Source organism: Nocardioides sp. REDSEA-S30_B4, assembly GCF_001627265.1.
Taxonomy (GTDB): domain Bacteria; phylum Actinomycetota; class Actinomycetes; order Propionibacteriales; family Nocardioidaceae; genus Nocardioides.
Genome location: NZ_LUPI01000042.1, coordinates 23,977 through 43,577 on the forward strand (window position 1 = coordinate 23,977; position 19,601 = coordinate 43,577).

Annotated in this window: 25 protein-coding genes; 20 read left to right on the plus strand and 5 right to left on the minus strand. The window is 72.3% G+C overall.

What is annotated here, in order from left to right:
• Window positions 1–473 precede the first annotated feature (473 nt).
• From fliS to A6R01_RS09895, 4 genes are all read right to left on the minus strand, one after another.
• Window positions 474–854 (minus strand): flagellar export chaperone FliS, encoded by a 381-nt coding sequence (gene fliS, locus A6R01_RS09880; RefSeq protein ID WP_292605364.1) that lies wholly within the window; start codon window positions 852–854, stop codon window positions 474–476.
• A 31-nt stretch (window positions 855–885) separates the two neighbouring features.
• A complete protein-coding gene (gene fliD, locus A6R01_RS09885) occupies window positions 886–2,217 on the minus strand; it encodes a flagellar filament capping protein FliD (RefSeq protein ID WP_292605366.1) in 1,332 nt (443 codons plus the stop codon).
• A gap of 137 nt (window positions 2,218–2,354) precedes the next feature.
• Window positions 2,355–3,491: a flagellin gene (locus tag A6R01_RS09890; RefSeq protein WP_292605368.1), complete on the minus strand. Its 1,137-nt coding sequence runs from the start codon at window positions 3,489–3,491 to the stop codon at window positions 2,355–2,357.
• Between the two features lie 138 nt (window positions 3,492–3,629).
• Entirely contained in the window at window positions 3,630–4,514 is an 885-nt protein-coding gene (locus tag A6R01_RS09895; protein WP_292605370.1) for a sigma-70 family RNA polymerase sigma factor, read from the minus strand.
• 367 nt (window positions 4,515–4,881) lie between these two features.
• On the opposite strand from A6R01_RS09895, the gene flgN reads away from it, so the two are divergent.
• Genes flgN through csrA form a run of 5 tightly spaced genes read left to right on the plus strand, consistent with a single transcriptional unit; the run spans window position 4,882 to window position 8,377 of the window.
• On the plus strand, window positions 4,882–5,358 hold the full coding sequence (flgN, locus tag A6R01_RS09900; protein WP_292605372.1) for a flagellar export chaperone FlgN: 477 nt from the start codon (window positions 4,882–4,884) through the stop codon (window positions 5,356–5,358).
• Window positions 5,359–5,361: 3 nt separating this feature from the next.
• A complete protein-coding gene (flgK, locus tag A6R01_RS09905) occupies window positions 5,362–6,750 on the plus strand; it encodes a flagellar hook-associated protein FlgK (protein ID WP_292605374.1) in 1,389 nt (462 codons plus the stop codon).
• A complete protein-coding gene (gene flgL / locus A6R01_RS09910; protein WP_292605376.1) occupies window positions 6,750–7,637 on the plus strand; it encodes a flagellar hook-associated protein FlgL in 888 nt (295 codons plus the stop codon). The genes flgK and flgL overlap by 1 nt, the downstream gene beginning before the upstream one ends.
• The gene (locus A6R01_RS09915; protein WP_292605378.1) at window positions 7,634–8,104 is read left to right on the plus strand and encodes a flagellar assembly protein FliW; all 471 of its coding nucleotides are present in this window, start codon (window positions 7,634–7,636) and stop codon (window positions 8,102–8,104) included. The genes flgL and A6R01_RS09915 overlap by 4 nt, the downstream gene beginning before the upstream one ends.
• A gap of 39 nt (window positions 8,105–8,143) precedes the next feature.
• On the plus strand, window positions 8,144–8,377 hold the full coding sequence (gene csrA / locus A6R01_RS09920) for a carbon storage regulator CsrA (RefSeq protein ID WP_292605380.1): 234 nt from the start codon (window positions 8,144–8,146) through the stop codon (window positions 8,375–8,377).
• Between the two features lie 16 nt (window positions 8,378–8,393).
• On the opposite strand, the gene A6R01_RS09925 is transcribed toward csrA, so the two are convergent.
• Window positions 8,394–9,437 carry a chemotaxis response regulator protein-glutamate methylesterase gene (locus A6R01_RS09925; RefSeq protein WP_292605382.1) on the minus strand — a complete coding sequence of 348 codons (1,044 nt, stop codon included), beginning with the start codon at window positions 9,435–9,437 and terminating at the stop codon, window positions 8,394–8,396.
• 128 nt (window positions 9,438–9,565) lie between these two features.
• Here A6R01_RS09925 and A6R01_RS09930 point away from each other — a divergent pair, with 128 nt between their 5' ends.
• From A6R01_RS09930 to A6R01_RS10000, 15 genes are all read left to right on the plus strand, one after another.
• The gene (locus tag A6R01_RS09930) at window positions 9,566–10,474 is read left to right on the plus strand and encodes a CheR family methyltransferase (protein ID WP_292605384.1); all 909 of its coding nucleotides are present in this window, start codon (window positions 9,566–9,568) and stop codon (window positions 10,472–10,474) included.
• A gap of 2 nt (window positions 10,475–10,476) precedes the next feature.
• A complete protein-coding gene (locus A6R01_RS09935) occupies window positions 10,477–10,803 on the plus strand; it encodes a response regulator (RefSeq protein ID WP_292605386.1) in 327 nt (108 codons plus the stop codon).
• The gene (locus A6R01_RS09940; RefSeq protein ID WP_292605388.1) at window positions 10,800–11,264 is read left to right on the plus strand and encodes a chemotaxis protein CheX; all 465 of its coding nucleotides are present in this window, start codon (window positions 10,800–10,802) and stop codon (window positions 11,262–11,264) included. The genes A6R01_RS09935 and A6R01_RS09940 overlap by 4 nt, the downstream gene beginning before the upstream one ends.
• 26 nt (window positions 11,265–11,290) lie before the next feature.
• Window positions 11,291–11,662, plus strand: a complete 372-nt coding sequence (locus A6R01_RS09945) for a response regulator (RefSeq protein ID WP_292605390.1) — start codon at window positions 11,291–11,293, stop codon at window positions 11,660–11,662.
• An 11-nt stretch (window positions 11,663–11,673) separates the two neighbouring features.
• Window positions 11,674–12,174: a hypothetical protein gene (locus A6R01_RS09950; protein WP_292605392.1), complete on the plus strand. Its 501-nt coding sequence runs from the start codon at window positions 11,674–11,676 to the stop codon at window positions 12,172–12,174.
• 233 nt (window positions 12,175–12,407) lie between these two features.
• Window positions 12,408–12,800, plus strand: coding sequence for a flagellar basal body rod protein FlgB (gene flgB / locus A6R01_RS09955; RefSeq protein WP_292605394.1), 393 nt, complete (start codon window positions 12,408–12,410; stop codon window positions 12,798–12,800).
• Window positions 12,800–13,192 carry a flagellar basal body rod C-terminal domain-containing protein gene (locus A6R01_RS09960; RefSeq protein WP_292605396.1) on the plus strand — a complete coding sequence of 131 codons (393 nt, stop codon included), beginning with the start codon at window positions 12,800–12,802 and terminating at the stop codon, window positions 13,190–13,192. Before flgB ends, A6R01_RS09960 begins: the two co-directional genes overlap by 1 nt.
• Window positions 13,189–13,545, plus strand: a complete 357-nt coding sequence (gene fliE / locus A6R01_RS09965) for a flagellar hook-basal body complex protein FliE (protein ID WP_292605397.1) — start codon at window positions 13,189–13,191, stop codon at window positions 13,543–13,545. The genes A6R01_RS09960 and fliE overlap by 4 nt, the downstream gene beginning before the upstream one ends.
• Window positions 13,545–15,107 (plus strand): flagellar basal-body MS-ring/collar protein FliF, encoded by a 1,563-nt coding sequence (fliF, locus tag A6R01_RS09970; RefSeq protein ID WP_292605399.1) that lies wholly within the window; start codon window positions 13,545–13,547, stop codon window positions 15,105–15,107. The genes fliE and fliF overlap by 1 nt, the downstream gene beginning before the upstream one ends.
• Entirely contained in the window at window positions 15,107–16,132 is a 1,026-nt protein-coding gene (gene fliG / locus A6R01_RS09975) for a flagellar motor switch protein FliG (protein WP_292605401.1), read from the plus strand. The genes fliF and fliG overlap by 1 nt, the downstream gene beginning before the upstream one ends.
• A gap of 4 nt (window positions 16,133–16,136) precedes the next feature.
• The gene (locus tag A6R01_RS09980) at window positions 16,137–16,856 is read left to right on the plus strand and encodes a FliH/SctL family protein (RefSeq protein WP_292605403.1); all 720 of its coding nucleotides are present in this window, start codon (window positions 16,137–16,139) and stop codon (window positions 16,854–16,856) included.
• Between the two features lie 5 nt (window positions 16,857–16,861).
• Window positions 16,862–18,205, plus strand: coding sequence for a FliI/YscN family ATPase (locus A6R01_RS09985; protein WP_292605411.1), 1,344 nt, complete (start codon window positions 16,862–16,864; stop codon window positions 18,203–18,205).
• Window positions 18,202–18,660, plus strand: a complete 459-nt coding sequence (locus A6R01_RS09990) for a flagellar FliJ family protein (protein WP_292605405.1) — start codon at window positions 18,202–18,204, stop codon at window positions 18,658–18,660. The genes A6R01_RS09985 and A6R01_RS09990 overlap by 4 nt, the downstream gene beginning before the upstream one ends.
• A complete protein-coding gene (locus tag A6R01_RS09995) occupies window positions 18,657–19,025 on the plus strand; it encodes an NlpC/P60 family protein (RefSeq protein ID WP_292605407.1) in 369 nt (122 codons plus the stop codon). Before A6R01_RS09990 ends, A6R01_RS09995 begins: the two co-directional genes overlap by 4 nt.
• Complete coding sequence (locus A6R01_RS10000) at window positions 19,022–19,525, plus strand: lytic transglycosylase domain-containing protein (RefSeq protein ID WP_292605409.1); 504 nt, start codon at window positions 19,022–19,024, stop codon at window positions 19,523–19,525. The genes A6R01_RS09995 and A6R01_RS10000 overlap by 4 nt, the downstream gene beginning before the upstream one ends.
• Window positions 19,526–19,601: the final 76 nt, after the last annotated feature.

Sequence of the window (19,601 nt, forward strand, 5' to 3'; positions counted from 1 at the left end):
CGTTCTCCCGCATTTCGGACCACTGGTCTGGTCGATGGTCCAGACCGGGGCATCCCGCCCGGGTGGCGACCGGCTCCGGACACACCGCGACCCCCGTCCTCGACGGAGGACGGGGGTCGCGGTGACCAGGGAGGGGTGGTCCTGGCCCGGGGGGGAATCGGTCAGATGGCCACGTCGACGTACACCGGGTACGCCGCCGCGCCGTGGTCGCGGCTCGCGGCCTCGGCCACGGCCTGCTGACGCAGTGTGTAGCGGGTCGGTGCGGAACTCCAGGCCGCGGGAGAGGTTGCGCTCGCCGCGCAGGACGTCGAGCTCGATGCGGTCCAGGACGATCTCCCAGGCCGTCACGTCCGCCTCGGCCATCACGGCAGGATCTGCCTTCTGGACGTCGAGGAGGTGGAGGGCCGGCGGGTGGGCCGGGGAGTCGGCCGGGGGGTCAGCACGGTGGGCATCCGTCGTGGTGACCAGCGGGCTCATGCGACCTGGCTCGCAGCCAGCGCCGCTTCGCGCCACGTGGCGCACAGGTCCTCGACGAGCTTGAGGCAGCCCTCCGTGGCACCGGCGTCGCGGTTGATGTTGGCCCGCACCAGTTGCAGGTGCAGGAAGTCGTAGATGGAGGCGAGCCCGGGGCCGCCCTCCCAGGCGTCGACGTCGAGGCTGGCGCGCAGCTCGAGGACGATGTCCTGGGCGTGGAGGAGCTGGGTGTGGGCCTCGGCGTGGTCCGCCTGCTGCTGAGCGGCCAGGGCCTTGCGCACGTCGAGCACGAGACGCTCGTAGAGCATCACGAGCAGGCGGGCGGGGCTGGCGGTCGCGACGGATGCATCCATGTATGCGGCGCGGGGATCGTTGTACATGTGGGGTGCCTTCCTTGACTTCCCGTGGGCGTCAGCTGCTGCTCGAGGGGAGCGAGGCGAGCTGACCGGCCAACCAGTTCGACTGGCTGGACATCTGTGAGAGCGCTGTCTCCAGCGCCACGAACTGCCGCTCGAGAGCGGTGCGCCGCAGCGTCAGCCGGCGGTCCCACTCGTCGATGGAGTCCTCCATCCGGTCGATGCCGGACTGCCGACCCGTGATCGCGGCGCTCAGCGTCCCGTCCGTGGAGTCGCTGGCGCCCTTGGCGACCTCGGCCACCCGGGCGGCGAACCCGTCGGCGGCGGTGGTGAACATCTCCGCGGTCCCGGTCGGGTCCGCGGCGTAGGCCGCCTTGAAGGCGGACTCGTCGAAGTCCAGGCGGCCGTCGCGGTTCACCTGGATGCCGTACGACGCCAGGCTGGTGCCGCCGTCGGTGCGGATGGTGTCCAGCAGCTGCGAGCGCAGCTGGCGGGCGCCGCCGTCCCCGGCGAGCGGGCCGGCGCTGCCCGAGGTGCCGCCGGCGGTCTTGACCCCGATCTCGGCGACGACCGCGTTGAGCGAGTCGACGAGGTCCTTGACCTTGGCGGTCATGCCCGCGACGTCGCGGGAGACCGACACCGAGGAGACGGTGCCGACCGTGGCCTGTGCACCGAGGGTGATGGTGACGCCGGGGACGACCTCGGAGAAGGTGTTGGTGGAGCTGCTGGCGGAGATGCCGGCGCCGAGGTCGATGGAGGCGTCACTGCCCGCGCGGACCGTGGCTCCGCCGAGCAGCGGGCTGCCGTCCTGGGCCGTGAGGTCGAAGTCGCTGGCGGTGCCGGTGGCCTTGGACTCCACCAGCAGGCGGTACTGCCCGTCGGCGACCTTGACGACGGTGGCGCTCAGGCCGGTGTCGTTGGCCGGGTCGTTGATGGCGGTGACCAGGCCCTGGAGGGTGCCGTCGCCGGTCTCGACCTCGACCGGGGAGCCGTCGAAGCGGTCCAGCCGGACCAGGGTCGAGGCGCCGGTGACGACATCGGAGAGACCGGCCGCGTCGGCGTACCCGAGCTGGTGGGTCTTGGCGACCGAGGTGACCGTGACGGTCAGGTTGCGCGGGGAGGCGGAGCTGGTGGTGCTCACGCCGACACCGGCGGCCGAGCTCGAGGACGTCAGGGGCGTCCACGCGGTGTCCTTCGCGAGCGCCTCGGCCTTGGTGGCCAGCGTCGCGGTGGTCTTGTTGAGCGCCTGGAGGCTGGAGAGGACCAGCTTCTCGGAGGAGACCCGGGACTTGAGGCGGTTCTGGGGCGCGGCCTCCAGCTGCATGAGCTGGTCGATGATGGTCGCGGTGTCCATGCCGCTGGCCAGTCCGCTGATGCTTGCTGCCATTCGAGGTCGCCTCCTCTCGCGCTCCCTGGTGCTGCTGGTGGTGCTCGGTCCTGCTGGTGGGTGTCAGTGACGCCCGGTCCCGGGACCGGGGCTGCGACGGGATCGCCGTCGGGCCCCGGTCACCGGGACGTGGTGGATCAGCGCAGCAGCGACAGGACGCTCTGCGGGGCCTGGTTGGCCTGCGCGAGCATCGCGGTGCCGGCCTGGGAGAGGATCTGCGACCGGGTGAAGGCCATCATCTCCTGGGCCATGTCGGTGTCGCGGATCCGGCTCTCGCTGGCGGAGAGGTTCTCGGCGGTCACGTTCAGGTTGTTGATCGTGTGCTCGAACCGGTTCTGCAGGGCACCGAGGTTGGCGCGAGCGGTCGACACGTTGCCGATGGCGGTGTCAAGAGCAGTGATGGCGGAGGTGGCGTCCGCCTGGTTCGACAGGTCGATGCTGTCAACCCCGAGACCCGCCGCGTTGAAGCCGCCCAGGGATCCGTCAGCGGAAGCACCCAGCACGGCACCGGCGCCGTCAGTCACCGCGATGTCCGTGGTGACGCCGGACTGCTTCGAGGTGATGACGAGCTCACCGTCGTCGCCCTGCTCCGCCAGGAAGTTCGCAGCGAAGCCCGCGTCCGCGTTGAGGGTGTTGACCGCGCTCAGCGTGCCGGTGGCAGCCGAGAGGTCGACGTCCACGGAGACGCCGCCCTGGCTGATGTTCCAGTCTGCGGTGGTGAAGTCGGCGCCGCTAACGGCGGCACCCGTGGTGGTGTGGACCTCGCCACCGCTGGCACCGGCGCCCGAGGAGATGCTGACGCTGATGGTGTCGTTGGCGGCGTAGCCGACCTGGAACTCCTTGCCGGTGAACGAGCCGTCGAGGAGCTTGACGTTGTTGAAGGTGGTCTTATCCGCGATGCGGGTCAGCTCCTCCTTCAGCGCCGTGGCCTCGGCGTTGATGGCAGCGCGCGAGTCGGAGTCGTTGGAGTCGTTGGCCGACTGCACCGCCAGGTCGCGCATGCGCTGGAGGATCGAGTGCGTCTCGGTGAGCGCACCCTCAGCGGTCTGCACGACCGAGACACCGTCCTGGGTGTTGCGGACCGCGACCTTGAGGCCACCGATCTGCGAGCGCAGACCCTCGGAGATGGCGAGGCCGGCCGCGTCGTCGGCGGCACGGTTGATGCGGAAACCGCTGGAGAGCTTCTCCAGCGACTTGCTCATCTGGCCCTGCGTGACCGACAGGTTGCGGTAGCTGTTGACCGCGTCGATGTTCTGGTTGATGCGAAGACTCATGATGAATCCCTTCCTGGATGGTGAGTCGGGCGGCCCGTCCATGGGCCTCGAGAAGCACATCGGCCCCGTCTCGGACCGCTTGAGGAAAAAACTCGAGCAGTTCTCGACGGGGCCGACGGGCGGCGGGTCGCCTGGTCCCTAGGCGGTGCCGGCCTGTGGGATCCGGGCGGTGACCCTGCCGGAGGCGTGGCGGGCGGCCACGGCCTCGAAGTAGGCGTTGCGACGCTGGGCGGCGCAGCCGTCCGGGCGTGCGTGCGGCGGGACGAGACTGGGGTCGAGAGCGCTGTTGAGGGCGTCGCGCAGCAGGACCAGCGCCTCCGCGCGGATCTGGGAGACCCGCGACTCGGTGACGCCGAGCGTCTCGGCGATCTCGGCCATCGGCCGCTCCGCGAGGAAGTACTCCTGGACCACGATGCGCAGCCGCTCGGGCAGCTCGGCGATCGCGTCGACGAGGTACTCCAGCTTCTCCCGGTGCTCGACGAGCTCGGAGGGCGCCGGTGAGGTGCTGACCAGCATGTCCTCGAAGGAGACCTCCGAGCCCTGCAGCGACAGCACGTTGGCGCGGGCGACGTCACCGTCATTGGACTCCACCTCGGCGACCGAGAGGCCCAGCGAGGCGGCGACCTCGTGGTTCTCCGGGGCCCGGCCCAGGGTGTTGGCCAGGGCGGTGCGGGCGGCCTCCAGGTCGCGGCCGCGGCGGCGGACCGAGCGCGAGGCCCAGTCGACCTGGCGCAGCTCGTCGAGGATCGCCCCACGGATGCGGCTGGCGGCGTACCGGGTGAACGGCACCCCCCGACCGGGCTCGTAGGCACGAGCGGCCTTGACCAGCGCGGTCAGGCCGGCGGACTGCAGGTCGTCACGGCTGACGTGCGCCGGGACCCGGGTCATCGTCTCCCTGACGATGTGGGACACCAGCGTCATGTGCTCGACCACCAGCGCCTCGCGCTGCGGGTCCTGGGCATCGTCGACCGGTGTCGCCGCCCCCGATGAAGCGGTGTTCGTGTCGCACGCGTCGTTGGTCACGCGAGCCTCCCTCAGTGCTCCCAACCGCTGGCCCTCCCTGACCAACGGGGTGTGTCTCGGACCTCCCAGACCGGGACACATGTCACAGGTTGCGCCGCTTTACCGATCGGCGACAGGGTTTTGGACCGGACTGGCCCGAAGGGGCTAGACCAGCCGTCCGAGAGACCACCTCACGCGTTCCTCACATGCCGGTCCCGATCCCGCCTGCAAGCCGTGAATATCGGGCCTGGGTCCTGCATCCCCTCCGGACACGCCCTCCGGAAGTCCTCAAGTCCCTTGACCGGGAGCCGACTGGAGCCTCGGCAGCGTGTGCCGTCCCAGGAGGCCCCACGGGGGGAGTCTCCGTCGAGCAGAGTCGGAGCCCACCATGGAGAAGCTGTGCCTCGTCCTGTGGCGCGAGCGTGAGCTGCTCGACACCCTCCACTACCGGCTCGAGGTGGAGCAGCTGGTGCTGGCCAGCAACCGCACCGAGCACCTGATGCGGGCCGCCCGTGACGTCGAGGCCGTGCTGGAGACGCTGCGCGAGACCGAGGTCCTGCGCGCCACCGCCGCCGACGCCGCGGCCGCCGAGATCGGCTGCCCGCCCAACCCGTCGCTGCGCCAGCTCGCCGACGCGGCACCGGAGCCGTGGTCGACGATCCTGCACGAGCACCGGGAGGCCTTCGCCTCCTCCACGCGCCAAATCACCGCCCTCGCCGACTCCAACCGCGACCTGCTCACCCAGGGCTACCGCCAGGCCCGGGAGGCGCTGGCCGACCTCGGCGACTCCACCGACGGCTACTCCCCCGACGGCAGCGCCGTGGGCGGTACGCCGGTCGCCCGACTCTTCGACAGCGCGCTCTGACCCATGTCCGGCACCCTGTCCTCCCTCAACACCGCACTCAGTGCGCTGAGGTACAACCGCGTCGCGATGGACGTGGCGAGCCACAACATCGCCAATGTCGCGACCGAGGGCTACAACCGCCGCCGCGTGGACGGCGAGTCGATGGGTGCCCCGGTCGTCCCCGCCCGCTGGTCGACCTACGAGGGTGCCGGCTCCGGCGTGCGCACCTCCTCCATCGTCCGCATGAACGACGCGCTGCTCGACAACCGGGCTCGCACGGAGCACTCCTCGCTCTCCTACCTCCAGCTGCGGGCCACCGCGCTGGCCCGGATGGAGAGCGGGGTGGGTGAGCCCGGTGACTCCGGCGTCTCCGCCGCGATGGCCGACTTCCGCAGCTCCTGGCAGGACCTCGCCAACGACCCCGGCGGCACCGCCGCCCGCGGCCAGGTGCTGGCCCGGGCCGAGTCCCTCGCCGGGGCGCTCGCCGCACAGGCCGCCAACGTCTCCGCCGAGATGACCACGCAGCGCCTCACGCTGCAGGGCTCGGTCGCCGAGGTCGACACCGTGGCCACGGAGCTCGCCGCCACCAACCGGGCCATCGCCACCGCGGCGCTCGACGGCGTGGACGTCTCCGACCTCGCCGACACCCGCGACGTGCTCGGCCTCAGGCTGGCCGAGCTCACCGGCGGCGTCGGGCTCCTGCAGCCCGACGGCACGATGACCGTGAGCGTCGCCGGCGTCTCCCTGGTGTCGGGCTCCACCGCCGGCACCCTGCGGATCGCGACGGGCGTCACGGCCTCCGGCGGCCCGGACGGCTCCCCCGTCACCTTCGCGATCGACCACGGCGCGACCAGCACGACGCTCACCGCTGACGTGCGCGGCGAGGTCGGGGCCTCGGCCGACCTCCTCAACACCACCCTGCCGGCGTACGCCGCCGGGCTGGGCGCGGTCGCGCGCGACCTGGCCGACAGCGTCAACGCCGTCCACGCCGCGGGCTACGACCTCGACGGCACGACGGGCACCGCCTTCTTCTCCTACGACCCCGCGGACCCGGCCGCCACGCTGACCGTGGCCGTCACCGCCCGCCAGGTCGCCGCGTCCTCGCTGCCCGGCGGGGTGCTCGACGGCAGCAACGCCGACGTGATCGGCACCGCGGGCACCCCCGAGGGGTCGTACCAGCGGCTGGTCAACGGCTTCGGCACCGAGGTCGCCTCCGCCCAGCGCCTCGTGCGCACCCAGTCGCTGCTCACCACGCAGGTCGACTCCGCGCGCGAGCAGCTCTCGGGGGTCAACCTCGACGAGGAGACCGTCGCGATGCTCACCGCGCAACGCGCCTACGAGGCCGCCGCCCGCGTCATGTCGGTCATGGACAGCGTCCTCGACACCCTCATCAACAGGACAGGAATCGGCTGATGGCGATGATCCGCGTCACCCAGAACATGGTGACGAACAGGTCGCTGACCTCCTTGCAGGCCGGGCTCGACCGCCTGGCCCAGACCCAGGAGAAGCTGTCCACCGGCAAGAACCTCAACCGGCCCTCGGACTCCCCCACCGACGCGACGACGTCGATGAAGATCCGCGTGCAGCTGGCCGAGACCCAGCAGCACGTGCGCAACGCGCAGAACGGCCTGGGGTGGCTCGACGTCACCGACACCACGCTGAGCGGCATGGCCGACAACCTGCGCCGGGTCAGCGAGCTGGCCCTGCAGGGTGCCAACGCCTCCATCACCGGCACCAGCAGCGAGGCGCTGGCCACCGAGGTCGCCCAGATCCGCGAGGGGCTGCTGGCCCAGGCCAACACCACCTACCTCGACCGGCCGATCTTCGGCGGCGTCACGGCCGGGTCCGAGGCCTTCGACGCCAGTGGCGCGTACGTCGGCGCCGACGCCCCGGTGCAGCGCAGCGTCGCCGACGGGGTGAAGGTGCGCATCGACGTCAGCGGCACCACCGTCGTCGGCCCGAACGGCGCCAACCTCTTCGACGACCTGACCGCCCTGGAGAACGCCCTGCGCCTCGGCGACAAGGCCGGCATCCAGGCCGGGATCTCCGCGATCACCGACCGTCAGCGCGCGGTCAGCGACGCCCAGGCCGCGGTCGGTGCGTCGTACAACCGGGTGGACGCCGCGGAGCGCAAGGGCCAGGACGCGCTGGTCACCCTGCGCTCGGCGCTGTCGGAGGTGGAGGACACCGACCTTCCCAAGGCGATGGTCGACCTGCAGATGCACGAGGTGGCCTACCAAGCAGCCCTCGCCTCGACCGCGCGGGTCATGCAGCCGAGCCTCGTGGACCTTCTGCGATGATCGCCACCAGGCCGGCCGAGGGCGCCGGCACCGCAGCCGAGGAGGACCGCACGGGCATGACCACGGACGCCGACCCGACGGTCCCGGACCTGCCGGTCATCGAGCTGGTGCGGCCGCTGCCCGGCTTCCCCACCCACGTGCGCTTCGCCCTGGTCCGCCTCGACGACGACGGCGTGCTGTGCGCGCTGCGCTCGCTCGACGACCCCGACCTGCGCTTCCTCGTGGTCCCGCCGCACGCGTTCTTCCCCGACTACGCGCCGGTCATCGACGACGCCACCGCCGCCGAGCTCGGGGTGACCACCGCGGACGACGTGCTCCTGCTCAGCATCCTCACCGCCGGCGAGAGCCTGGTCTCCACGACCGCCAACCTGCTGGCCCCGCTGCTGGTCAACACCCGCACCCAGCGCGCTCGCCAGGTCGTGCTCGACGACCCCGCGCTGTCCACGACCACGCCGTTGGTGGCCTGATTGACCACCGGCCACCACCACGCCCGGTAGCGTTGCCCCATGCTGGTCCTGAGCCGCCGCGTCGGTGAGAGCGTCGTCATCGGCGACGACATCACCGTGACCGTGCTGGAGGTCCGCGGCGACGTCGTGCGGATCGGCATCGACGCGCCCCGCTCGGTCGCGGTCAACCGCGCCGAGCTCCTGGCGGAGGTCACCAACAGCAACCAGGCGGCCGCGTCCCCCGGTGAGGACGCCGTCGCCAACCTCGCCGAGGCCCTGCGCAAGCGGTCCTGACGGAGGTCGTCGGGCCTCAGCCGATCGCGACGGCCCCGCTGAGCGCAGCCAGCCTCGCCGCGATCGAGCCGAGCGGCAGCACCTCGTGGGCCAGCCCCGCGGTGGCGACGGCACCGGGCATGCCCCACACCACCGAGGTGGCGGCGTCCTGGACGACGACCCGACCGCCCTGGTCGACGACCGTGCGGGCGCCCTCGAGACCGTCCGAGCCCATGCCGGTGAGCACCAGGCAGAGCACGCCGGGGCCGTAGACCTGAGCGGCCGAGCGCAGCAGCGGGTCGGCCGCGGGACGGCAGAAGTTCTCGCGCGGGCCCTGGTCGAGCGTCGCCCGCACCACGCCCGCGGACCGGGAGAGCCGCAGGTGGAAGTCCCCGGGCGCGAGCAGCACCTTCCCACGGCGTACGACGTCGCCGTCCGCGGCCTCGCGCACCTGCAGCGGCGAGACCCGGTCCAGCCGCGTGGCGAACTGGGTCGTGAAGACCGGCGGCATGTGCTGGGTGACCAGGACGGGCAGCGCGAAGGACGAGGGCAGCTCGGCCAGCACGGCCGAGAGGGCGTCGGGCCCGCCGGTCGAGCAGGCGACCACCAGCACCTCGGGGGACGTGGTGACCTTGACCGGGGCGACGGTGCGGGGCGGGGCGGCGGCCACCATGCGCCGGGCCGCGACCAGGGCCTTGACCCGGGGCAGCAGCTCGTCGCGCACGATGTCGAGCGCGTCGGCGAAGGACGTCGCGCCGGTGGGCTTCGCGACGTAGTCGCTCGCCCCGTTGGACAGCGCCTGCAGCGTGGCGCTGGCGCCCTTCTCGGTCAGGGTGCTGAACATGATGACCGGCAGGCGCGGGTGCCGGCTGCTGATCTCCTTCACCGCGCCCAGGCCGTCGAGCCGTGGCATCTCCACGTCGAGGGTCACCACGTCGGGGCGCAGGACGTCGGCCTTCTCGATGGCGTCGAGCCCGTCCACCGCGGTCCCCACGACCTCGATCTCGGGGTCGGAGGCCAGGACGTTGCTGATGAGGCGACGCAGCACGGCCGAGTCGTCGACCACCAGTGCACGGATCACGTGCGTCTGATCGGCCCCGGCCGGCTCGACGTGAGGCATCGGCTCCGACCCGGGACCAAGGTCCCGAGGACGACCGCCCGAGGTCTAGACGGTCTCAGGTGCCCCCGGCCGGGGACGATGGGACCGGCGTGATCTCCCCCACCAGCTTCGCCTACGTGGCGGACCTGCTGCGCCGAGAGACTGCCATGCTCTGTGAACCGGGCAAGGAGTACCTCGTCGAGGCACGGTTGCTCCCGTTGGCCCGCTCCGCCGGCCAGCCGGACGTCGACAGCTACGTCGCGCTCCTGGGCCGTGACCCGTCCGAACGGGCCAAGGCCATCGACGCGTTGACCATCAACGAGACCTCGTGGTTCCGCGACCTCGCCCCCTACCAGGCCTTCACCGAGGCGATGCTGCCGCCGCTGCTCGAGGCACGAGCGCACGTCAAGCACCTCGAGATCTGGTCGGCGGCGTGCTCGAGCGGCCAGGAGGCCTACTCCCTGACCATGCTCCTGAAGGAGAACCTGCCGCCGGGCTGGACGGCCCGCATCCACGCCACCGACGTCTCCACCTCGATGCTGGAGCGGGTCCGGGCCGGCCGCTACTCCCAGGTGGAGATGAACCGCGGCATGCCGGCCCAGCGCCTGGTCACGTGGTTCACCCGGGCCGGGAACGAGTGGGAGGTCTCCCCCGAGCTGCGCTCGATGGTCACCACCCAGCACCTCAACCTCGCGGCGCCGTTCCCGCCGATGCCGGTCTTCGACATCGTCTTCCTGCGCAACGTCCTCATCTACTTCGACGTGGACACCAAGCGCGACATCCTGCGCCGCGTCAGCAGCCGGATCTCCCCCGACGGCTACCTGCTGCTGGGGTCCTCGGAGACGACCCTCGACCTCGACGACGCCTGGACCCGCGAGGCCGCGGGCCGGGTCTGGATGCACCGCCCCCGTGGCGCGTCCCCCACCGATTCGGCCGGGAGCCTCGCCGCCACCACCGCCCGCGCGACCGCGGGCGTCGCCCGGAGCATCGCACCCGCCCTCAGCCAGACAGGAGCCTGACCGTGCACGCCCTGATCATCGACGACTCCAAGACGATGCGCAGCATCCTGCGCCGCATCGTGACCGAGCTCGGCTTCGAGACCACCGAGGCCGGCAACGGCCAGGAGGCGCTCGACGTGCTGGAGGCCGGCCTGGTGCCGGACATCTGCCTCATCGACTGGAACATGCCGCTCATGGACGGCTACACGTTCGTCACCCGGGTCCGGGCCGACGACCGGTGGCGCAACGTGACCCTGATGATGGTCACCACCGAGAGCGAGCACGGCCAGATCGCGATCATCGAGAAGATGGAGCTCCTCGGGCTCGTCGCCCAGGAGGTACCGGCATGACCGTCACCCTCGAGCCGTCCCTGGGGGACGTGCACGCCGTCGTCGAGGAGGTGTGGTCGAGCTTCCTCGGGGCCGAGGAGCCGATCCTGCCCCTGGCCACGCCGATGCCACCCGGAGGCTGGTCGGCCGCCATCACCGTCAGCGGCGGCTGGGACGCCCAGATCACGGTCAACCTCACCGACGGGGCTGCGCAGGCCGTCACCTCGACCATGCTGATGTGCCCGGTGGAGGACTGCGCCGACGAGGACCTCCGCGACGCCCTCGGCGAGCTGGTCAACATGGTCGGCGGCAACGTGAAGAGCCTGATGGCCGGGTCGGCCGTCCTCTCGCTGCCGCTGGTCGGCCACGGCGACATCTCACCGGGGTCGCACCTGGTCGAGGTCTGCCGTCTCGAGCTGACCTGGCGCGGCGAGCCCGTCGTCGTCACGGTCCACCAGCCCCCCACCGCCGACCCGTCCTGAGCACGGTCCACCGAAGGAGCACCCCGATGAAGATCCTCGTCGTCGACGACAGCCGCGTCATGCGCCAGATCGTCATCCGCACCCTGCGCCAGTCCGGTCACGGCGGCCACGACATCGTCGAGGCCGAGAACGGCCGGGAGGGCCTCGAGGCGGTGCAGCGCGAGGCCCCCGACCTCGTGCTGTCGGACTGGAACATGCCCGAGATGTCGGGCATCGACTTCCTCACGACGCTGCGCGGGTCGGGCGGGACGGTGCCGTTCGGCTTCGTCACCTCCGAGGGCTCGCCGGCGATGCGCGCCCAGGCGGAGGCCGCCGGTGCGGCGTTCCTCATCGCCAAGCCCTTCACCCCCGAGAGCTTCGACGAGGCCCTCGGCGCCGTGCTGGGCGCGCACCCGTGACGCCACCGGTGATGAAGGCACCCGACCGGACCAGCCCGGTCCACCTGCCGGAGCCCAAGGAGGTCCGCGACCTCCTCGGTGACCTGCTGGACCGCGACGTCACGCTCGAGCCGGGTCCCCCGTTCGCCGTGAACGGGCACTACCCGGCCAGCGTGGCGCAGTTCGTCGACGACTCGCTGGTGGTGCGCGCCGTGGTCGCCTTCGACCTGCCGCTCTCCGCCCACGCCGGCGCGGCGCTCGCCCTGGTCCCCGCCAGCGGGTCCGAGCAGGCGATCGAGGACGGCGCCCTGCCCGACATCCTCGGGGAGGGTCTCCAGGAGGTCTTCAACGTCTTCTCCTCGGTCTTCAACGTCGGGGAGTCCGCACACCTCAAGCTCTACTCCGCGCACACCTCGGGCCAGGACGTGCCCGCCGACGCGCGCATCCGCACCCAGGTCCTCGGCCGCAGGGCCGACTTCCACGTGGACGTCGCGGGCTACGGCTCCGGTCGGGTGGCCGTGGTCCTGACCTGACCCACCGGTCAGGTCGGGCACGCGCCCGCGACTCCACCACGCGACCCCCCGGTCCCCCGCGGACCGGGGGGTCCTGCGCGTCCGGAGGGGCCGCAGCAGCACCGGTGCAGACGTTTGCGGGAAACGTCTCAGGTGCTCGCGACGTACGCCGATCAACCTCCTCGAGCAGGGAGTGCTCACCCCTTTCCGCCGACGGACCGGCAGCCACCTCAGAGAAGTCTCGAGGAGTAGTCGTGTCCGTTCCGTCGTACGCGGTGTCCGACTCGGTGTCGGCCGTCCTGAGCTACGCGCTCGACGGCCTGTCGCTGCGTCAGAACACCATCGCCGACAACCTGGCCAACCTCGACACCCCCGGCTTCCGCGCGACGGCTGTCGACTTCGAGTCCGTGCTGCGCTCCGCGATCGGCAGCAACGCCCCCGCCGGCGACGCCGCGATGGCGCGACAGCTCGGTGGTGCCGCCCCGCTGATGGAGGACGCCAACACCCCGGTCGGGGAGAACGGCAACAACGTCGACCTGCGCAAGGAGTCGCTGGCCGCGATGCAGTCGCAGTTCATGTACCAGATGGTCGCGCGGGCCGTGACGGACCGCTTCGACCTCGTCAAGACCGTCGCCGGGGCGATGTGATGAGCGCCTTCGAGTCCCTGCGGATCGCGGGGTCCGGGCTGGGCATGCACCAGACCTGGCTGGACGCGCTCTCGCACAACATCGCCAACATCGGCACCGTCCGCTCCACCGCCGAGGACGCCTTCCAGGCCCAGCTGGTCGTCGCGGAGTCCCGCGAGGACGGCGGCGTGCGGGTCCGGGAGATCGCGCTGAGCTCGGCCGAGGGCCGGATGACCTACCAGCCCGACCACCCGCTGGCCGACGAGGCCGGCTACGTCCGCCTCCCCGACACCGAGATGTCGGACCAGATGGCCGAGCTGATCATGGCCCAGCGCGGCTTCCAGGCCTCGGCGCAGGTGACCAAGTTCGCCCAGGACACCTACCAGACCGCGATCGGGATCGGTCAGCGATGAGCATCGGCGGCATCGAGGGCATCCCGGGCGTCGGCGGCTTCACGCCCTTCGCCCCCCCGACGGTCCCCGCGACCCCGTCGGCCCCCGCAGTCGGCGACGCGCCCTCGGTCGGCGGCGTCGGCAGGGCGGGCGGCCCCGACTTCGGCGAGCTGGTGCTCGACGGGCTCGACCGACTCGACGGCGTGCAGCGCACCGCCGACCAGCTGTCGGTGCAGGCCGCCACCGGTGAGCTGCAGAACATCCACGACTACACGATCGCCGCGACCCAGGCCGCGGTCACCACCCAGGTCACCGTCGCCGTCCGCAACAAGGCGGTCGAGGCGTTCACCGAGATCATGCGGATGCAGGTCTGATGCGCGAGATGCTCCAGCGGTCGATGAACCGCCACACGACGACCTTCCGGCAGTTCACCCCCGGCCAGAAGGTCGTGGCCGTGATCGGCACCGCCGCGCTGCTGCTGGGCGGCTTCATGGTCTTCCGGTGGGCCAGCGCACCGGCGTACGCCCCGCTGTTCTCCAACCTCGCGCCCTCCGACGCCTCGTCGGTCATCGACGAGCTCGAGACCCAGGGCGTCAGCTACGAGCTCGCCGACGGCGGCGCCACGATCATGGTGCCCCGCGACGCCGTGCACTCCACCCGCATCGCGCTGTCCGGGGAGGGCCTGCCGACCAGCACCGACGGCGGCTACGGGATCCTCGACAACCAGGGGATCTCCACCTCGGAGTTCAAGGAGCAGACCGACTTCAAGCGGGCCATGGAGGGCGAGCTCGCCGCCACGGTCAAGGCGATCGACGGCGTGAACGGCGCCGTCGTGCACCTCGCGATCCCCCAGAAGGACGTCTTCACCGACGAGCAGCAGCCGCCGACGGCGTCGGTGCTCGTGCAGACCAACCCGGGCCGCACGCTCACCCCCGAGCAGGTCCAGGCCGTCGTGCACCTCGTCGCCTCCAGCATCGACGGGCTCGACCCCGACCAGGTGACCGTCGCCGACTCCACCGGCCGGGTCCTGTCCAGCCCGGGAGGGACGACGTCGGCGGCCGCCACGGAGCGCACCCAGCAGACCGAGGCCTACCAGGACAAGCTGCGCGCGCGGCTGCAGGCGATGCTCGACCGCGTCGTCGGACCGGGGAACTCCACCGTGTCGGCGACCGTCGAGCTCGACTGGGACAAGGCCGTCACCGAGAGCACCGACTACCGTGCCGACGAGGAGATCCCGGCGCTCACCGAGTCGCTGTCCAGCGAGACCTACTCCGGCGCGGGCGCCGCGGACGGCGTGGGCGGGGTCGTCGGCGTCGACGACCAGACCGACACCACGGCCGGCGCCGAGGGCGACAGCTCCTACAACAACTCCTCCAGCTCGCGGACCAACGGCGTCGACACCGTCGTCGAGACCCGGGAGACCACCCCCGGCGCGGTCAAGCAGATCAACGTCGGCGTGGTGCTGGACACCGCCACCACCCAGGGCGTCTCCGCCACCGACGTGCGGACGCTGGTCGCCGACGCGATCGGCATCAACGGCCGTCGCGGCGACACCATCCGCGTGGTCCAGATGCCCTTCGACCGCACCGGCGAGGAGGCCGCCGCCGCCGAGCTCGAGGCCGCCGCAGCCGCCGAGGCCGCCACCGCCCGCAACGACCTGATCGAGAAGGGCGCGCTGGGCGGCGCAGTCCTCCTGGTCCTGCTGCTGGCACTGGTCACCGGCCGACGCCGCAGCAAGAAGCGCGAGCAGGCCACGACGTACGTCGTCGAGCAGCTGCGCCAGGAGCGCCAGGCCCTCGAGGCGCCGGCCGCGATGGCGCTGGCCGAGGCCGAGCAGGTCGAGGAGCACAACGTGCGTGAGGAGCTCAGCGCCCTCATCGAGCGGCAGCCCGAGGACGTCGCGACCCTGCTGCGCGGCTGGCTGGTGGAGCGCTGATGAGCACCATGACCAAGAGCCCCATCCAGGCCATGGGCGCCCGCAAGGCGGCCGTGCTGCTGGTGCAGCTGGGCAAGTCGCAGGCCGCGAAGGTGCTGAGCATGCTCGACGAGCACGAGGTCGAGGCGATCACCGCCGAGATCGCGATGCTCGACTCGGTGAGCGTCTCGGAGTCCGAGGCCGTAGCCACGGAGTTCCGCGACCTGATGGTGGCGCGGGAGCACATGGCCCGTGGCGGTCTCGGCTTCGCCCAGGCATTGCTCGAGCAGTCGCTGGGTCCCGAGCGCGCCGCCGAGATCATCGAGCGCCTGCACGCCGCGGCGGTGCAGATGCCCTTCCAGTTCCTGCACCAGGCCGACCCCGCGCAGCTGCGCTCCTTCATCGTCGAGGAGCACCCGCAGGTGATCGCGCTGGTGCTGGCGCACATGACGCCGGACAAGGCCTCGTTGCTGCTCTCGGGTCTGCCGCCGGAGCAGCAGGCGCAGGTCGCGCACCGCATCGCGGTGATGGACCGGACCTCGCCCGACATCGTCAAGGCCGTCGAGAGCACGCTGGAGCGCAAGCTCTCCTCGATGCTGCAGCCCTCGGACATGTCGCGTGTGGGCGGCCTGGACCAGATGGTCAACATCATCAACTGCTCCGACCGCTCCACCGAGCGCCAGATCGTCGAGGGCCTCGAGGCGCTCGACCCGAGCCTGGCCGACGAGGTGAAGAGCCGGATGTTCATGTTCGAGGACATCACCGGCCTCGACGACCGCTCCATCCAGCAGGTGCTGCGCCAGGTCGAGGTCTCCTCGCTGGCGCTCGCGCTCAAGGGCGTCTCGACCGCGGTGCGGGAGAAGATCACCCGCAACCTGTCCAGCCGTGCCGCCGAGGGCCTCGTGGAGGAGATCGACCTCCTCGGCCCGGTGCGTCTCTCGCAGGTCGAGGAGGCCCAGCAGGCCATCATCCGCACGATCCGCCAGCTCGAGGAGCGCGGCGAGATCATGATCCGACGCGGAGGCGACGTTGAGTTCGTCGAGTGACGTCATGACCTCGGACACCGCAGCCGGGACCGCGCCGTCCCCGGACCGTCGGGTCCTGCGCGGTGAGCTCGCGCAGGCCGTGGGCCCGCTGAGCACCCCGCAGCTGCGCACCGGGGCGTGGACCCGCTTCGGCGGCGAGCGCACCCTCGGCGACCCGGTCACCGAGGACGTGCTGTCCGCGCTCGCCGAGACCACCCGGACCGCGGCGCGTGCCCAGGGGTACGCCACCGGCTGGGCCGAGGGCCGTCGCGAGGCCGCCGCCGAGGCGGCCGCGAACCGCGCGGAGCTGGAGGCCCTGACCCGCGAGGCCGAGGCCCGCCGACAGGCCGAGCACGAGCAGGCGCTGGCCGCGCTGCAGCGCGCCGCCGCGCTGTTCGCCCAGCAGGCCACCGCCACCGCCGCCGAGGTCGAGGACCACGCCCTGGGCCTGGCCTGCGAGCTGACCGAAGCGCTGGTCGGCCGCGAGCTGGCCGGCGCCGAGGATCCGGTCGCCGACGTCGTACGCCGGGTGCTGGCTGCGCTCCCCCAGGGCCTGCCGGTGACCGTGCGACTGGCGCCGCACGTCGCCAGCCACCCCGACGTGGCCGCGCTGTCCGCGCAGGGCATCACCGTCGTCGCCGACGCCGGGCTGGAGCCGCACGACGCGCTCCTCGAGACCACCGCCGAGGCGGTCGACCTGCGCATCTCGACCGCCCTGGCCCGGGTGCGGGAGGCGCTGTCGTGACCGCGATGTCGATCCCCGCCCCGACGCCCGCCGGGGCGAGCGCCGCCCTGACCGCGAACCGCTCCCGCGCGCTGGCCGCGATCCGTCCGCTCGGCCTGGGCCGGGTCTCGGAGATGGTCGGCCTCCACCTGAGGGTCACCGGCCTGCGCGCCGCCGTCGGCGACCTGCTCGAGGTGCAGTCCACACCACCGGTGCTCGTCGAGGTCGCCGCCTCCAGCACCGAGGGTCTGGTCTGCCTGCCGCTGGGCCGGCTCACCGGCATCCAGGTCGGCGCCTACGTCCGCCACACCGGCGGCCCGCTGCAGATCCGGGTCGGCGACGCCCTGCGCGGCCGGGTGCTCGACGGCCTCGGCCGCCCCATCGACGGCGGCCCGCACCTCGGCGCCATCCCCGGCATGAAGCTCGTCGACGTCGACGGCAGCGCGCCCGACGCGCTGGCCCGCCCGACCATCACCCGTCAGCTCGGCCTCGGTGTGCGGGCACTGGACTCGCTCGTGCCCTGCGGCCGCGGCCAGCGCATCGGCATCATGGCCGGCTCGGGCGTCGGCAAGTCGAGCCTGCTGTCGATGATCGCCCGCGGCACCGACGCCGAGGTCTCGGTCATCGCCCTGGTCGGCGAGCGCGGCCGTGAGGTCCGCGAGTTCATCGAGAACGACCTCGGGCCCGAGGGCCTGGCGCGGTCGGTCCTGGTGGTCGCGACCTCCGACGCCCCGCCGGTGGAGCGGCTGCGCTCGGCCTTCGTGGCCACCCGGATCGCGGAGTCCTTCCGCGACGCCGGACGCGACGTGGTGCTGATGATGGACTCGCTGACCCGCGTGGCGATGGCCCAGCGCGAGATCGGTCTGTCGGCGGGCGAGCCGCCGGCCACCCGCGGCTACCCGCCCAGCGTCTTCAACCTGATGCCCCGCCTGCTCGAGCGCGCCGGCACCTCGCCGCACGGCTCGATCACCGGCCTCTACACCGTCCTGGTCGAGGGCGACGACCTGCAGGACCCGATCGGCGACACCGCCCGCTCGATCCTCGACGGTCACGTCGTCCTCACCCGACGCCTCGCCACCGCCGGGCACTTCCCCAGCATCGACGTGCTCGAGTCGATCTCCCGCGTCACCAGCGCCGTGACCGCTCCCGAGCAGCGCGGCGACGCCGTCGCCCTGCGACGCATGCTGGCCGCGCACCGCGACGTCAAGGAGCTCGTCGAGATCGGCGCGTACGTCGCCGGCACCGACCCCGAGGCCGACGCCGCCATCGCCCGGATGCCGCAGATCGAGGCGTTCCTGCGTCAGTCGATGGACGAGCAGACCCCGACCGCCGACACCTGGGCGGCGCTGCACCAGCTGGTGGCCCGATGAGCCGCCGACCGCACCCCGCCGACCGCGGGCTCGGAGCCGTGGCCCGGGTGCGGGAGGTCCGCGAGCGCGACAGCCGTCTCGGGCTCGTGGCCGCGCTCGCCGACCTGCGCTCCAGGGAGGCGCGGGTCGGCGAGCTCGAGGCGGCGCTGCGCGAGCACGGCTCCTTCGTCTCCGGGGACATGTCGACCTTCGTGGCGCTGCGCGAGTCGCTCACGGCCCTGCGCGAGGAGCTGGTCGCGGACCGGGCTCGCCTCGACGTGGCGCGGAGCATGGCGGTCGAGGCCGACGGCCGGTGGCAGAGCGACCGGTCCCGGCTCGGCGCCGTCGAGGGCCTGCTGGACCGGCGTGCTGCCGAGCGGCGCGTCGAGCGTCGCCGCGCCGACGACAAGGACATGGACGAGGTCGCCTCCCAGGGCTGGCTGCGTCGCAGCACCGCGGACGGGGGTGCGGCATGAGCATCGCCGCCGTCGAGGCCCGCATCGCCCAGATCCAGGGCCAGCTGACCCAGCTGCAGCCCGCCGCGCCGATGAACGGCGCCGTCTTCGCCCAGATGATGTCGGGCGCCACCGCTGCCTACGGGTCCACCACGACCGGCGCCGCCACCGGCGGCACCGCCACCGCCGAGGGCGTCATCGCGACCGCGCGACAGTACGTCGGGATGCCCTACGTCTGGGGCGGCAGCTCGCCGGCCGACGGCGGCATGGACTGCTCCGGCCTCGTGCAGCACGTCTTCGCCCAGCACGGCATCGACCTGCCGCGCGTCTCCAACGACCAGGCCCGCAGCGGCAGCCCCCGCGCACCGGCCTCGACATCCGCGTGATCAGCATCGCGGACTCCGGGCACGGCACCCCCGACTTCATCCGTCGGGTCCTGCCCGGCGAGGGCGTCTCCGCGACCGCCCCGGCCTCCCGGGTCGCCGCGACCGGCGCCTCCCAGGTAACCGGCGTCCCGTTCGCCGACCTCTTCAACACCATCGGCACCCGCTACGGCGTCGATCCGGTGCTGCTGGCCGCCATGGCCCGCACCGAGAGCAGCTTCCAGCCCTCCGCGGTCAGCCCCGCCGGCGCCCAGGGGCTGATGCAGCTGATGCCCGGCACCGCCAAGGGCCTCGGGGTGAGCGACCCCTTCGACCCGGCGCAGTCCGTCGACGGGGCCGCCCGCCTCATGCGCGACCTGCTCGACCGCTTCGGCCGGGTCGACCACGCGCTGGCCGGTTACAACGCGGGCCCGGGTGCGGTGCTCAGGTACGACGGCGTGCCGCCGTACGCCGAGACGCAGGGGTACGTCGCGAAGATCCTCGCCCTGGTGGAGGGAGCCTGATGACCATCGCGCCCCTGCCCCTCGGTGTGCTCGCCACCTCCGGCGCCGGCTCGTCCCGCGGCTCGTCCTCCGACTC